Source organism: Streptomyces sp. NPDC048254 (assembly GCF_043201895.1).
Taxonomy (GTDB): Bacteria; Actinomycetota; Actinomycetes; order Streptomycetales; family Streptomycetaceae; genus Streptomyces.
This window is the reverse complement of the sequence record NZ_JBICZJ010000034.1, coordinates 23,453-36,487: the sequence shown is the minus strand read 5'-3', so window position 1 is coordinate 36,487 and position 13,035 is coordinate 23,453. Positions and strand designations below refer to the sequence as shown.

General features: G+C 71.0%; 14 protein-coding genes. 1 reads left to right on the top strand and 13 read right to left on the bottom strand.

All coding sequences use genetic code 11. The annotated features are described in order from the left end of the window. Positions 1–414: 414 nt before the first annotated feature. From ACGFZQ_RS49850 to ACGFZQ_RS49790, 13 genes are all read right to left on the bottom strand, one after another. Positions 415–957 (bottom strand): hypothetical protein, encoded by a 543-nt coding sequence (locus ACGFZQ_RS49850; RefSeq protein WP_393846137.1) that lies wholly within the window; start codon positions 955–957, stop codon positions 415–417. A 703-nt stretch (positions 958–1,660) separates the two neighbouring features. Then, entirely contained in the window at positions 1,661–2,374 is a 714-nt protein-coding gene (locus ACGFZQ_RS49845; protein ID WP_393846136.1) for a hypothetical protein, read from the bottom strand. 20 nt (positions 2,375–2,394) lie between these two features. Continuing rightward, positions 2,395–3,015: a hypothetical protein gene (locus tag ACGFZQ_RS49840; RefSeq protein WP_393846135.1), complete on the bottom strand. Its 621-nt coding sequence runs from the start codon at positions 3,013–3,015 to the stop codon at positions 2,395–2,397. Positions 3,016–3,079: 64 nt separating this feature from the next. Beyond that, positions 3,080–3,250: a hypothetical protein gene (locus tag ACGFZQ_RS49835; protein ID WP_393846134.1), complete on the bottom strand. Its 171-nt coding sequence runs from the start codon at positions 3,248–3,250 to the stop codon at positions 3,080–3,082. Positions 3,251–3,358: 108 nt separating this feature from the next. Next, positions 3,359–3,922, bottom strand: a complete 564-nt coding sequence (locus ACGFZQ_RS49830; protein WP_393846133.1) for a hypothetical protein — start codon at positions 3,920–3,922, stop codon at positions 3,359–3,361. Further along, a complete protein-coding gene (locus ACGFZQ_RS49825) occupies positions 3,912–5,444 on the bottom strand; it encodes a VirB4 family type IV secretion system protein (RefSeq protein ID WP_393846132.1) in 1,533 nt (510 codons plus the stop codon). The genes ACGFZQ_RS49830 and ACGFZQ_RS49825 overlap by 11 nt, the downstream gene beginning before the upstream one ends. A gap of 28 nt (positions 5,445–5,472) precedes the next feature. Beyond that, positions 5,473–5,937, bottom strand: a complete 465-nt coding sequence (locus tag ACGFZQ_RS49820) for a DUF6238 family protein (RefSeq protein WP_393846131.1) — start codon at positions 5,935–5,937, stop codon at positions 5,473–5,475. 100 nt (positions 5,938–6,037) lie between these two features. Continuing rightward, on the bottom strand, positions 6,038–7,507 hold the full coding sequence (locus ACGFZQ_RS49815; protein ID WP_393846130.1) for an SCO6880 family protein: 1,470 nt from the start codon (positions 7,505–7,507) through the stop codon (positions 6,038–6,040). A gap of 81 nt (positions 7,508–7,588) precedes the next feature. Further along, positions 7,589–8,965 (bottom strand): ATP-binding protein, encoded by a 1,377-nt coding sequence (locus tag ACGFZQ_RS49810; RefSeq protein ID WP_393846129.1) that lies wholly within the window; start codon positions 8,963–8,965, stop codon positions 7,589–7,591. Between the two features lie 35 nt (positions 8,966–9,000). Further along, on the bottom strand, positions 9,001–9,699 hold the full coding sequence (locus ACGFZQ_RS49805; RefSeq protein ID WP_393846128.1) for a hypothetical protein: 699 nt from the start codon (positions 9,697–9,699) through the stop codon (positions 9,001–9,003). Further along, positions 9,699–10,013, bottom strand: coding sequence for a DUF6112 family protein (locus tag ACGFZQ_RS49800; protein ID WP_393846127.1), 315 nt, complete (start codon positions 10,011–10,013; stop codon positions 9,699–9,701). Before ACGFZQ_RS49800 ends, ACGFZQ_RS49805 begins: the two co-directional genes overlap by 1 nt. Before the next feature lie 168 nt (positions 10,014–10,181). Next, the gene (locus tag ACGFZQ_RS49795; RefSeq protein WP_393846126.1) at positions 10,182–10,538 is read right to left on the bottom strand and encodes a hypothetical protein; all 357 of its coding nucleotides are present in this window, start codon (positions 10,536–10,538) and stop codon (positions 10,182–10,184) included. A 69-nt stretch (positions 10,539–10,607) separates the two neighbouring features. After that, complete coding sequence (locus ACGFZQ_RS49790; RefSeq protein ID WP_393846125.1) at positions 10,608–11,741, bottom strand: C40 family peptidase; 1,134 nt, start codon at positions 11,739–11,741, stop codon at positions 10,608–10,610. A 517-nt stretch (positions 11,742–12,258) separates the two neighbouring features. Between ACGFZQ_RS49790 and ACGFZQ_RS49785 the strand changes: the two genes are divergently transcribed. Next, the gene (locus tag ACGFZQ_RS49785) at positions 12,259–13,014 is read left to right on the top strand and encodes a DNA-methyltransferase (RefSeq protein WP_393846124.1); all 756 of its coding nucleotides are present in this window, start codon (positions 12,259–12,261) and stop codon (positions 13,012–13,014) included. Positions 13,015–13,035 lie beyond the last annotated feature (21 nt).

Below are 13,035 nucleotides of genomic sequence, written 5' to 3'. Positions count from 1 at the left end.
CCGGCGCGGAAACGGGGGATGTAGACGTCGGTGGCGGCGAGGTCGTAGGACCACGGCTTGTACGGCTCGCGGTCGGCCTGGGGCAGACCCTCGTTTTCCTTGTAGTCGGCCACCGACATCGCGTAGAGCGGCCCGTCCTCGACCGTGTCCAGGAGTGCCCGGTCGCGGTGTTTGTTCGCCTCGTTGTTGATCTTCGAGTAGTGGGCGATCTGGGCCAGGGCCTCCTTCTTCGTCAAAGCCGGCAGGGCAGTCGGGGAGGGCGAAGCGCTGGGGGCGGTCTTGACCGTGGTGCTGGCGTTGCTGCTGGTGGTGCAGGCGGTGGCGGTGAGAGCGGCCGTGATGGTGGCGGCGAGCACGGCCGTGGTGCGGCGGGCGAGGGTGTGCTGGGGGATGCGGTGCTCCGGGTGCGTACGGTCAGTGGGTTCGGGTGGGGACCGCGGATGCCGCAGGCGCAGGTGGCGCGGCAGGGGGCGGGGGCCGGGTGTCGGCGGCGGTCCGCAGGTGCTTCGCGGCGTCGGCGAGATGCGTTCGGGTTTGCGCGATGCGGTCGGCGAGATGCCGGTGGCCGGTGGTCACCGCACGGGCCCGGCCGGGTGTCGGCGCTTGGTGGCTGAGGTCGGCGAGAGTGCCGAGCAGGTGGACGGCGGCACCGAGCGAGGCGAGCGCGGCACCGGCAGGCTCGGCCGCGCGGGCGAGTCCGCCGGCGAGGCGGCGCTGGGCGGCCGTGACCTGGTGGGGGTAGCGGTCGGCAGCCCGGTGGCGCACGGCGTGCTGGCCGGCCAGGTAGCCCAGCAGACGGGCCAGGTGGCGGACTTCGTCGTCCAGGAGGTCACTGAGCACCGGGTCTGCGCGGATCTGGTCGGGCAGCGGGAGCTGGTCGGCGATGGAGTTGAGCCGGTCGGCCACGTCGTGCAGCAGCATCCGCTCGTCGAGGTCGCTGGCGGCTTCAGCAGGCATCAGAGGGCTACCGCCGGGCCGCGGACGGTGTGCCCGCTGCCTGCCCGGCGGTCTCGATCAGCAAGGTCGTGCGGGTCGGCAGCACGGGCTTCGCCAAGGTCATCGGCTGGGGCCGCCGGGCGCAGCCGGGAGCGGGGGCGGGGGCGGCCCCGGCAGCGTTCCGCGGACTGTGCGGGCGCGTTGCGTGAGCGGGTCGGGATCCGGTGGCGGGTCGTAGTGCGCCCGGAGGATCTTCAGGTCGGCTTCGGCTGCCATCGCGAGGGCGGAGGAGATACGGCTGGCCGCGTCGCGCAGCAGCTTCGGCGGTGACCCGGTCTCCGCGCCGCGGTTCTGGTTCTTCCAGCGGGCGGCCAGGGCCAGGTGGTCGATGACCTCTGCGAGGAACGGCTCGACCGTGTCCAGCAGTGCGTTGAGGACGGTGCTGAACTCGGCCGGCGTGTCGGCGGCGTCCAGTGCCTCCCGGTACGGGCTCAGGTCCGGGACGGGGAGCGGCGCGGCTGTCAGTGAATGTCGGGCGCGGAAGGCTTCTGCGTCGCGATTGGCCCATCGGTGCAGGTCGTCTGTGGTGGCCGAGCCGGTCTGGTGGGCTCGGATCTGCTCCGCGGTGCGCCCGACGTTGTCGTACAGCTCGAAATCGGGGTGCTGCAGGGGTAACTCCGGAGAATCGGAAGGGGCGTTGTGGTCGCTTCGGGCGGGGCTGTCGTCACGAGCGGTGGTGCCTGCGGGGCGATGCCCGGGAGGGAGGCGCGAGTGCTTTCACGGCGCCGCTCACCGGCTGGCGAGCTCCGTGTGCGGTGCGTGGGGGCGAGGGTCTCGGCATTCTCGGCGGTGGGGTTTCGGGGACACCGCCGAGGAGGGAGGGACGGTCGCCGAGGTCGCGGAGCCAGCTCAGGAGCTTGGCCAGGTTCTTGCCGGGCCCGTAGGCGAGGTAGGTTCCGTCGGCGGTGTCACAGCCGAACCACTCGGCGATCCCGAGTCGGATCCGGGAGTTGACGCGGCCCATGTGCACGCTCTTGCCGAGTCCCTTCGCCTCCCGTGCCAACCGCTCGGCGACCGGGCCGAGTTTCCACTCGGTCGATCCGGCCAGGAAGAGGACGTCGAAGGCATCCCACGGCAGCAGACCGGGCGCATCGTATCCGTCCTGTGCCGCGTAGGCCGCCGGAACGCCCAGTTCGCGGATGCGGGCCAGCCAGGGCAGGGACTCGATCAGGGTGCCGGCTGCGTCGAACGGCTCATCCGGGGCGAGCGCCCACAGACACCGGTCAGGCCCGTACCGCTCGACGGTGCGGCTCAGCCATGCGAACCATGCCTCGGTGCCCGGCCAGTAGCGGCCTTTGCCGTCGCTGCCGAACTTCGAGTTGTCACACGCGTACAGGGCGCCCTCGGGGATGCGGCTGCCTTGCGCGGGAGTGGTCATACAGCCGATGCGTCCGGCGCTCATCGCAGCCCGGATGTCAGGCCCCGAGGGAGTGCCGAGATACAGCACCGCCAACCTCCCGCGTGGACGGAGCGCGGGTCCGCCGGCCTGTGGGAACCCGTGGGTGAGAGGGAGGGGGAGGGATGGTGCTCTGCGGACGTGTCCGGGTTCGGGTCACCGGCTCTTCGGGCGGCCCGGCCGGGTGCGAGGTGTGACCGGTTCGGGGAAGTGGCTGGACTCCCAGGAGTTGGCGGGCGAGGCGGGGTGGGGCAGCAGCCCGAGCCGGCCGAGGCGGTGGTCGATAGCCTCGACCAAAGCTGGGCGCTCCCGCCGTGGCGGGCCTCGGGCCGCTGCGAGGCACCGGGGTCGTCGGAGGGGGCCGAGTCGTAGAGGACCTCGAAGAGGCTCTGGTAGTCGGGGTGTTCGCGGGTCACGATCCAGCCCTCGGGGTCGCCGGGCGGGCGTTCGGAGGGCGGCTCCTGCGGCGGGCTGATGATCAGGTGGCTGTCGTCGGGGAGGGCCACGCGCACGATGTAGGCGCTGAGGCCGAACTCGATGTCGCACTCCAGCCCGCGCTCTCGCAGCGGCGTGGTGATGTGCGCGTGGCGGCGCCACAGTTCCTGCCACCAGGGGGTGTCCACGTTGCGATGGTCGGGAAACGGCGCGAGCGGAGCCGCGCGGCGGGCGTCTGGAGTGCTCTGCTGGTCAGCGGCCACGGTTCCGCCTGCGGGAGGCCGGCGGGCGGTGGGGCGGGGGTATCCGGCGAGCGGGGTCGGCTTGCGGCTTCGGCACCGGACTGAAATCGAGTGCGTACTCGTCGCAGACGGCGATCAGGCCATGCTCCATCTGGGCTTCGCGTTCGGCGATCTGCGCCATGAGGTCGTCGTGTTCGGCCTGGCAATGCTGGTAGTCGGCCCAGTCGGCGTCGCTGAAGTGGGCGGGGCGGTTCAGAGGACTCCTTGAAGGGGCGGGGGTTGGCGCGGGTCAGCGGTGGCGACCGCCCGGTTTGGGCGGCACCGGGCTCTGGCGGGGGGAGGGCGTGTGGAAGAAGCGGTGGAGGTCGAGGTGGTCGGTGAGTTCCTGGACTGCGTCACCGAGCGACTCCGACGCGCGCCGCAGACAGGAACGCGCCGTCGCGTGTTCGATGACCATGCGGTTGTCCCGGAAGTATCTGTCGTTCTCGCTGTGCAACCGGGGCAGTGAGAACGCGGTCTGCGCAGTCTCGGCGAAGTGCGGTACGGCCTGGCTCGACAGGGTGACCGCCGACGCCAGATGGGCGAGGACGGCGCTGCCGGCACGGTTCTGGCTGGAGGTGGTCCGGGCGAAGTCGGCAGTCAGCTGGACGACATCACGGGCGAGAGCCTGTGCGTCGGTGACGTGCTGGAGTAGCGCGGTGAAGGACGGCGAGGCCGGGACATGACCGGTGTCGTCCAGCAACTCCCACTGCTCGAACGCGCCGGAAAGTTTGCCCCTGGCGGCGTTGAGCGCGTCGATGAGGTGGAGGGTGGTGGCGCGCGGGATCAGTTCACGCTGGATATCAGGTTTCATGATCTTTTACGGTCTTTATGTTCATTCGAGCGTCGGTGTCGAAGAGCGCCAGCTCGTGACTGTGCAGAAGGTGCTGCACGATGAAAGATCGTCCGGCGACTTTCCACAGGCCGCGCCCTCGGTTGAGGTGGGCGATGGCGTCCATCTCGACGGAGGTCAGGCCGAGCAGGGAGGCCGCGGCGTGGAGTTGGTCGGTCTCCTGGCGGTAGACGATGCGGGTGGAGCAGTCGGCGAGAAGTCCCTCGGCCAGGGCGCGGCCCTGTGATCCGGCGTCGCCGGCGGTGAGCAGGTCGGACAGCCGGTGGATCACCATGAGGTTGGCGATGCCGAGGCCGCGGCTGAGTTTCCACTGGGCCTGCATCCGCTGGAGCAGTCCGACGTGCCGCATCAGCCGCCATGCCTCGTCGTACACGATCCAGCGCCGGCCGCCGTTCGGATCGGAGAGGGCGGATTCCATCCAGGCGCTCGCGCAGGTCATCGCGAGGACGAGGGCGGTGTCGTCGCCGCTGCCGCCGAGGCGGGACAGGTCGATGGTGAGCATCGGCGCGGTCGGGTCGAAGGCGACGGTGGAGGGGGCGTCGAACATGCCGGCCAGGTCGCCGTGGACCAGCCGCCGCATCGCGTGGGCCAGGTCTTGGGCGGCGTCGCCGAGTTGACCCGACATCATCTCGGCAGCCTCGTCGAGCGCCAGCGGGTTGTTGAGGGTGGCGGCGACGTCGCCGAGGAGCGGGGTGCGGCCGGTGGCCACGGCGTGGGTGACGACGGCGTCGAGGGCGACGTCCAGGGCGGTGTGCTCCATGGGCATCAGGTCCCGGCCAAGGATGGTGCGGGCCAGGGAGCCGAGCAGGAGCAGGCGTCGTTTGCGGATCTCGCCGACCCAGTCCGCCTCCGGCACGCTCGCCGGGCGTGGTGCCGCGTCCAGGGGGTTCAGGCGTCCGGGCAGTCCGGGACCGAGGGCGACGGACCGGCCGCCGAGGGCCTGTGCGACCGGTGTCCACTCGCCTTTCGGGTCGCACGGTACGTAGACGCGGTATCCGAAGGCGACCGAGCGCAGCGCGAAGGACTTGGCCAGGGCGCTCTTGCCCTGACCGATCACGCCGGCGAGCAGCAGGTTGGGGTTGGTGAGCCCCTCGACCTTGCCGTACAGCGCGAACGGGTCGAAGACGAACGATGCTTCGGCGTGGACGTCGCGGCCGATGTAGATGCCCTCGGCGCCGAGTCCGCCTTCGGCGAGGAAGGGATAGGCGCCGGCTGCGATCGCGGTGGTCATGCGGTGGGCGGGGAGCCTCAGCCGGTTCCCGCGGGCGGAGGCGGGCCCGGGGCGTCCGTTCGGCGGGTGGAGCGGGGAGGGCATCCGGTGCTCGGCGACGGTGCCCTCGATCTGGTGGGTGCTGGCTTCGGCGCGGGCTTTGGCGGTGGCCTCGGCGAGCTGGCGACGGGCGGCCTTGCGGCTGGCGCGGTCGGCGCCGTGCGGGGTGAACAAGGCAGTGGCGGAGGCGCGGCGGGCGGGCCGGTGGCTCAACGGAGGCCCTCGATTCTGCGGGTGGTGCTTATCGCGCGCAGGCCGTGGTGTGCGGGCGCAGGTCGGTGGGGGTGGTCTTGCGGCGCAGGACGTGCCCGGCGGCGAGGTGGCGCTGGCAGATCGTCAGCACGGGTGGTCCCTCGGGCAGCCGTTCTGGATGGCACGCGCTGGCCTCGGCTTCTTCCGCTGCGGTGTCGGCGGGCAGCAGGTGGAAGGCGGAGTGGACCTCGCTGGTGGCCTGCCAGAGGCGGGTGTGCGCGGTCGCCAGGTGACGGCTGGCGGCGGGGTACGGCGGGCGGGCGGTTTCGGCGAGGTGGTCCAGGAGGTGGAGCAGGGCGGTGAGGTGGGCGTGGAGCACGTCCAAGTGCAGACGGTCCGCGCGCCGGGGCGGGGCCGCGTCCGGCGCGGCAAGGGACCGCGTGTGGTGGCGGACTCCGGCGCTCGCGGCGCGGAGGTAGGGGTGCGCGTCGTCGGGGCGCAGGGGAGAGGTCAAAGGTGGTGGTCCTTCCTGCCGGTAGGCAGGGCAGTGAGGGGCGTCCCGTCGCGGGTGAACCGGAGTGCCGCCGGTCAGGACGCGCGCGGGCGCGGCGGGTTCACAGGGCGGTGCGGGCCAGCGGGAGCGCGGCAAGCGCGAAAGCGTCCGGCTGCTGGTAGTTGAGGCGACGCAGGTCGACGCCGGAGGTGACGGCGTGGGTCTCGATCTGCGCGCAGGCGGCGTCCAGGAGGGCGTCGGTCTCGGCGGTCACGGTGACCAGGCCGGTCAGCGCCACGTCCGCGTGCCCGGCGATGAGCTGGCGTTCGCGGGTTTTGACGTCGGCGTATTCGACGGAGTCTTCCTCGCTGTCGACCTGCCCCCGGCGGGCCCTCTCGTTGGCATCGGCGATGATCGCCGCCTTCTGCCGCTGGACGTCCCGCAACGCGGATTCGAGCCCCTGCGGCACGTAAATGAGGGAGAGGCTGCGGCGCACGCCGGCCGTGAACATGATCCCGTGCAGGAACCCGGCCCCCATCTCGGTCCTCGGCCAGTTCTCCACCCAGTAGGTGGCGTGCCGTGCGCTGTCGGTGGCGAGGCGGTCGTACTCCTCGAACTGGACGACGGGCCCGGCAGCGGCGGGGTCGGCCTCGGCGCGGCCGGTCTCGGACCAGTGCTGGAGCGCGGCGAGGGCTTTGGGGTCGTAGGCGGTACGGATGACGGCGGCGATCTCCCGCGCACTCAGCCAACCGGTGACCTGGAGCCCGGCGTTGCGGGCGGCCTGGGCGATGGAGGCGGTGGTCTGCTCCAGGACGGTGAACGCCCCGGGCAGCCCGCCCCCGGCCTGCGAGATCAGGCGCCGGGCGGCCTTGAGGTCGAGGGAGATGGCGAGGTAGGTCTCGTGCGGGGCGGCGGCGGGGCCGGCCGAGGCGACCAGCTCGGAGTAGATCTGTCCCGCGACCGGGGCCTGGGGCTGCCCGTTCTGTGTCCAGTGCCGGGTGAGGGTGTCGCCGCTGTCGGGGACGGTGCGCTCCAGCACCTGCACGGTGGCGATGTGCCCGGTACGGGCGATGCCCGCGAGCGCGCGCCCCCAGGCCGTGACGTTGTGGTTCTGCGTGGCGGGGTCGAGGAGAGCGAAGGCACGGCTGGTGACGCGGGCGACGGCGGTCAGCGTCTGTCGGTGTGGGTCGTGGACGGCCGCGGCGCCGTTGGCGGAATCGCCGGGGGTGACCACCTTCAGGGACGCGGCGGTACCGGGCAGGTGGAGGACGCCGTCCTGCCGGGGCCGGGTGACGGGCCGGGCGAGCCAGAGGGTCTGGCCGGTGCGGCGGCGGTGTGCGTACCGGGCGACGATCGGCGCCCAGTCGATCAGCGAGCGGCCGTGCCGGCGGATCGCGACGAGCGCACCGGCCGTGGCCCACACAGGGGCCAGGGCGACGGCGCCGAGCAGTCCGGTGGAGATCACCGTCATCAGCAGCAGCGCCAGCATGCACGTGACGAGAGCGAGTTGGGGCCAGGAGAGGCCGAGGAGGATGCCGCGGCGAGACCGGTGCGGGAACTTCACCGTGACCGGGGCGAGGAGATCAGTCAAGGAGCGGATCCTGGAAGCGCGGGTGGAACCCGGGGGCGGGAGCGAGCGTGCGCACCCCGCCCCCGGGAGTCGGTCAGAGAATCAGAGGCCGGTCGGAGGCGGCAACGAGGGGCCGCTCCCGCCGCTTGACGAGGCGCTCGGCGTTCCGGAGGACGGCGGTGCGCCCTGCGGCGGCGGGGTCGTGGTCGGCGGAGTTGACTGCCATCCGCTGCTCGGCACAGACGCGGCACTCGTGGCGAATCCGCCGGGTCCCGGGCTGCCTCCCACTCGGCCGCTGGTGGCGTCGGACACGCTGGCCGGCGCGGGCTGGACGGCCTTGTCCAGGACGGACTTGACCGCGTCGCCGCCGGGCGAGGCACCCGTTCCGCCGCTCTGCGATCCCTCCTTGCCCTCGCCGCCTCCGCCGGTCGGGTTGGCGGCGATGTCGCCGGGGAATCCTCCGCCAGCGTCTGGGCCCTGCGGTGCGGCACCCGCGCCGGCGGCGGCGCCACCGGTCCCGGCGGTCGCCGCCGCGGCGGCGGCCTTGCGGGCGGCCTTCTCCGCATGCGCCCTGGCGATCTGGGCTCCGGCACCGCCGGCACGGTGGATGGACTCCCCGTCGGTGCCGTCGGCCGCCCAGTGCACGAACTTGAAGACCGCGTACGGGCACAGCAGCACCAGAACCATGATCACGATGCCGGACATGACGTCGGCGAGGGCGGCGATGCCGTCCTTGGCCTCGGTCTTGCCCATGGCGGCGATACCGAGCACGAAGATCACGGTCATCAGCAGCTTCGAGACGACCAGGGTGGCGGTGGCTTCGATCCAGCCCTTGCGCCAGCGCCGGGCGACTTCCCAGCCGCCGCCGGCGGACGCGAACACGGCGAGGGTGACCATGACGAGGATGCCGACCTTGCGGACCATCATCACGCACCAGTAGAGGATGGCGCCGATGGCGGCGCCGAGCCCGGCGACGACCGGGACGAGCCAGCCGAGTCCGGACAGCGATGCGATCTGGTTGACCTCCACGATGCGGCGCACGGCCGACTCGATGTCCAGGTGCGCGGTCTTGAACAGGCCGTCGCTGACGGCGTCGACGACTTCGACGGCGACCGTGGTCAAGGAGATGGCGCAGAAGGCGAACAGGACCCCGCTCGCCGTGCCGGTGAACGCCTGGGTGAGGGCTTGTCCGTCACGTCGGACGGCGGCCCGCACGAGCTGTGCGCAGAAGGTCGCGACCAGCAGGACCAGGCCCAGCGGCAGCAGCGTCTCGTAGTTGTCGACGAACCACGTCGCGTTGAGGTCCACCTTCGTGGTGGTGTCGACCGCTTCGGCTGCCAGATCGGCTGCGGCGGCGGCCAGTTCGCCGGCGGACTTCGCCATCCAGTCACCGATGGCCTTGCCGGGATCCGAGGCGAAATCCACCGCGTCGCCGACGTCGCACAGCTTGTCGGCCAGGGGGTAGTCACAGAAACCCACGGGGAGTTACTCCTCCTTTCGTTCTCGGACGCGGGTCACTGGGTGACGCTCGGTGCGAGGGCGGCCAGGGTGCAGTCGTGGTTCGGGCGGCATTGGATGGCGAGGGTCACGGCCCGTTCCTCGGCCCCGCTGCCGCCCTTCTTCCAGGCGATCTGCTGTGTGCCGTTGACGGTGACGACGTAGATGTACGCCTCGGTGATTGCGGACGGGTCGTCGGCCAGCGCCTGCTTGAACGCGGAGGGGTAGTGGCCCTCGGTGACGTGGGCGGTGGCGTGCTGGTCCTGGTCGGCCATCCGCGACCACAGCACCGGATCGGGAACCTGCCCGGCAACGGAGGCCCAGTCGGCGTACTTGGTCTCCGTGGTCATCCAGGCGCGCATGCCGGCGAGCTGTTGGTCGCGGCTGGTTGCGCGGGTGTCGTAGGACCACAGCATCTGCGCTGCCGCCTTGGCGTAGGCGACCGGATCGGCGATCTGCGGCGGATTCGGGACCGACCCGGACCCGGACGACGGCTTCGGGACGGCCTCGTCGGCGGAGGACGCACTACTGCCGGCCGGGGCCGGCACGGCGGTGCCCGCAGCTTGGCGGCCGTTTCCGCTGCCGCTCACCACGGCGACGATCCCGGCGAGGGCGAGCAGAACGGCGACGGCGCAGGCGACGATCGCGATGCGCCGGTTGACCGACCAGCTCGCACAGTACGAAGACAGGGAAAAGGAGGGGAGCCGGTTTCGCATCAGTGGACCTGCGACCCCAAGCCGGAGAAGAAGGCGATGATCCCGTTCGCGGCACCCAGACCGAGGGCGGCGCCGGCGGCCACGACCGCGCCCTTCTTGCCGTTGGCCTCGGCCTGGTGACCACCGGTGTGGTGTCCCCAGGCCCACACGCCGAGGGAGACCGCGAGGGCGCCGACCACGGCGACGATCGCGAACAGGTTGATGGAGTTGACCACGTTCTTCAGCACGGAGAGGCCGGGGAGACCGCCCCCCGAGGGCGTGATGCCTGGGTCGTAGGCGAGCTGGATGACGCGGTCTGCGAGAGGGACGGACATAGGTGTGGCAGGGACTCCTTGCGTACGAAGGCCGGGCGGGGGCCGACGGGAGACGGGGGAGGCGTGAAGCGGTTGCCGCGCGCGGGAACTAGGGCGCCGTCCGGGCCGGGGACTGCCCTGCCGGCGGCAGGGCAGTGGGTCACGCTCCGGGGCGGTGGCCGGGGTGCTCTACTTCGGGATCGACGGCTTCGGCGCGGGGTTGGTCTGGTAGGGGTTCGCGCAGTTGTAGATCATGTAGCCGCGGATCTTCTTGCCGTCGGACTTCCGGGTGACGGTGCCGCGGGTGTACCAGGTCTTCTCGGCCTTCTTGTAGGCGAACTGGTCGTAGAGGACCTTGTCGTGTCGGTAGCCGATGCCCACGACCGTGGATGTCTTCGACGGGGCCTTGCGGATCTTGACCGCGCTGCAGCTGATGGTGGTCTTACCGGTGTCGTACGCCTGTGCCGTGGTGGCGGTGACCAGGCCGCCGGCGGCGACGGCCAGGCCCAGAGAGGCTGCTGCGAGGGCGCGGTGGCGGGTTATCAAGGATGCTCCGTACTGTCGGGGGGGTCTCGCTCAGAGATGGTGTGTCGTGGCGGTCTCGCCCGGCCGGTGTCAGAGGACGCGGCGGGCGGCGAGGATCGTCCAGTCCTTGATCGGAGTGATCCGGACCGGTTTGGTGGTGCGCGGTGCCTCGATCACGAGGCCCTCACCCATGTACATGCCGACGTGCTCGGGCCGGCTTGCGGTGCCGCGGCTGAAGATCAGGTCACCGGGCTCAAGGCGGGCGGGGGAGACCGCCTTGCCCTCGTTCACCTGCGTGTACGTGGTGCGGGTGAGGGGGACGCCGGCGTGGGCGTACGCCTGTTGCATCAGGCTGGAGCAGTCGCAGCGGCCCATGGGGTCGGGGCCGTGCGCGTTGGTGCAGGATCCGCCCCATTGGTAGAGCGTGCCGAGCTGCTGCATCGCCCAGATGATGGCCTTGCGCGCCTTGGGGTCGGTGTCTGCGGGGATCTTGTAGCCCTTGGGGACGCTTCCCTCGGGGATACGGCCGAACCCGGAACCGTCCTCGCTCGCAGTGCAGCCGCTCGTGTCGGACGCGGTTTGCTGGGTTTGGTCCGCGTCCTTGCCGTCGGTGGCGTTGCCGCCGCCGGGGAAGGTCTTGGCGATAGCGGCCTGCAGTGCGGTGGCCAGGTTTTCCCACTGCGCGTACGCGTTCGGCAGTGCGGACTTCTGCACTGCTTGGGCGGCCTGGGTGACGGTCATCTGCTGCCAGCCGTCCACCTTGAGCAAGTGCTGGTAGAACTGCGCGGAGGCGTAGACCGGATCGCGGATCTGCTGGGCGCTGCCCCAGCCCTGGGATGGGCGCTGCTGGAAGAGGCCGAGGGAGTCGCGGTCCCCGTAGTTGAGGTTGCGCAGCCGGCTCTCCTGCATCGCCGTGGCGAGCGCGATGATCTGGCCCTTCGTGGGGACGTCGAGCGAGAGGCCGGTGGCCACGATTGTCGCCGCGTTGGGGATCTGCTCGGCGGGCAGGTCCAGGCCCTCGACGTGCACGTCCTTGCCGGAGGCACCGTCGAGGATCTTGGCGACCCGCTCGGCGACCTGGTCGCTGTCGATGTCGCTCAGGCAGCTGCTGAGGGAGCCGCTGCTCTGCACGGCGTCGGCGGCGGAGGCCAGCATCATGCCGGCGCCGGCGATCAGGATCGGGGAGAGGAAGACGACGCCGATGCCGGCGGCGAGCGCCTTCAACCCGTGTGGACCGCTCGCCGGTCAGCGGGTTCGGGTATGGGCGGGTAGCGGGACGTCATGAACGTGTCCTTGGGGTTGCGGTGTCCGGCGTACCGCGTGCGCGAGGCGTCTCGGAAGGGCGCGGCAGCCGGGGTGGGCGATCAAAGGCGGGCCGGTGCGCGGTGAGTTGCCGCTCGCTGCGCGTGGCCGGGCCGTGAGCTAGGTGTGCCAGGGCAGGGGGTACCTCCGCGAGGTGTGGCAGAGGGTGAGCCAGCGGCGGTGTGCGCCGGGCGGTTCAAAAACAGTAGGCGAGGATCGGCGGTTGACCAAAAAGTCGGCGTGAGGTGCCGGAATCCGGCACCTCAGGAACGCACTTCTTGGCCGTCGGCGGATTCGCCTCTACAGTTTTTGGACTCCCCCCTCGCCTTCCTCGGTCCGTGGCCCTGGGCTTCTGCATGCCCACTTCCGGCCCGCGAGGACTCCCGTGCGAGACGGGTAGTTCCCTCTGCGATTCCGTACCCGAAATTGGGGTTCCTCTTTGCCTTTTTCCCTGCACCAGGGCGATGCCCTGGCCGTTCTCTCCGGCCTTCCGGACGGTTGTGTCGACTCCGTCATCACCGACCCGCCGTACAACTCCGGCGGCCGGACGGCGAAGGAGCGCACCACCCGCTCCGCGAAGCAGAAGTACACCTCCGCCGACTCCAAGAACGACCTCGCCGACTTCACCGGCGAGAACATGGACCAGAGGTCCTACGCGTTCTGGCTGACGCAGATCATGACCGAAGCCCACCGTCTCACCAAGACCGGCGGTACGGCGCTGCTGTTCACCGACTGGCGCCAGCTCCCGACGACGACGGACGCGATTCAGGCTGCCGGGTGGTTGTGGCGCGGGGTTCTGGCCTGGCACAAGCCGCAGGCCAGGCCGCAGAAGGGCCGGTTCACCCAGAACTGTGAGTTCATCGTCTGGGCCAGCAAGGGGCCGATCGACGGCTCCCGCAACCCGGTCTATCTGCCCGGCATGTACTCGGCATCGCAGCCCTCGGGCGCGCAGCGCAGGCACATCACGCAGAAGCCCGTCGAGGTGATGCGCGAGCTGGTCAAGATCAGCCCCGAGGGCGGCACAATCCTCGACTTCTGTGCCGGCTCCGGCTCCACGGGCGTGGCCGCACTGCTGGAAGGCCGGGACTTCATCGGCGTGGAGAAGACCGAGCACTACGCGTCGATCGCTGCCGAGCGGCTCACCGAGACGCTCCGCTCAACTCTCACGCGGGACGACATGGTTCTCACCGTCTGAGCCGCGTCCTTGCCCGCCGCC

Excerpts from the sequence above, each read along its gene's own strand:
- ACGFZQ_RS49830 (WP_393846133.1), bottom strand. The coding sequence starts at position 3,922 with ATGAAACCTGATATCCAGCGTGAACTGATCCCGCGCGCCACCACCCTC.
- ACGFZQ_RS49835 (WP_393846134.1), bottom strand. The coding sequence starts at position 3,250 with ATGGCGCAGATCGCCGAACGCGAAGCCCAGATGGAGCATGGCCTGATC.
- ACGFZQ_RS49800 (WP_393846127.1), bottom strand. The coding sequence starts at position 10,013 with ATGTCCGTCCCTCTCGCAGACCGCGTCATCCAGCTCGCCTACGACCCA.
- ACGFZQ_RS49850 (WP_393846137.1), bottom strand. The coding sequence starts at position 957 with ATGCCTGCTGAAGCCGCCAGCGACCTCGACGAGCGGATGCTGCTGCAC.
- ACGFZQ_RS49845 (WP_393846136.1), bottom strand. The coding sequence starts at position 2,374 with ATGACCACTCCCGCGCAAGGCAGCCGCATCCCCGAGGGCGCCCTGTAC.
- ACGFZQ_RS49805 (WP_393846128.1), bottom strand. The coding sequence starts at position 9,699 with ATGCGAAACCGGCTCCCCTCCTTTTCCCTGTCTTCGTACTGTGCGAGC.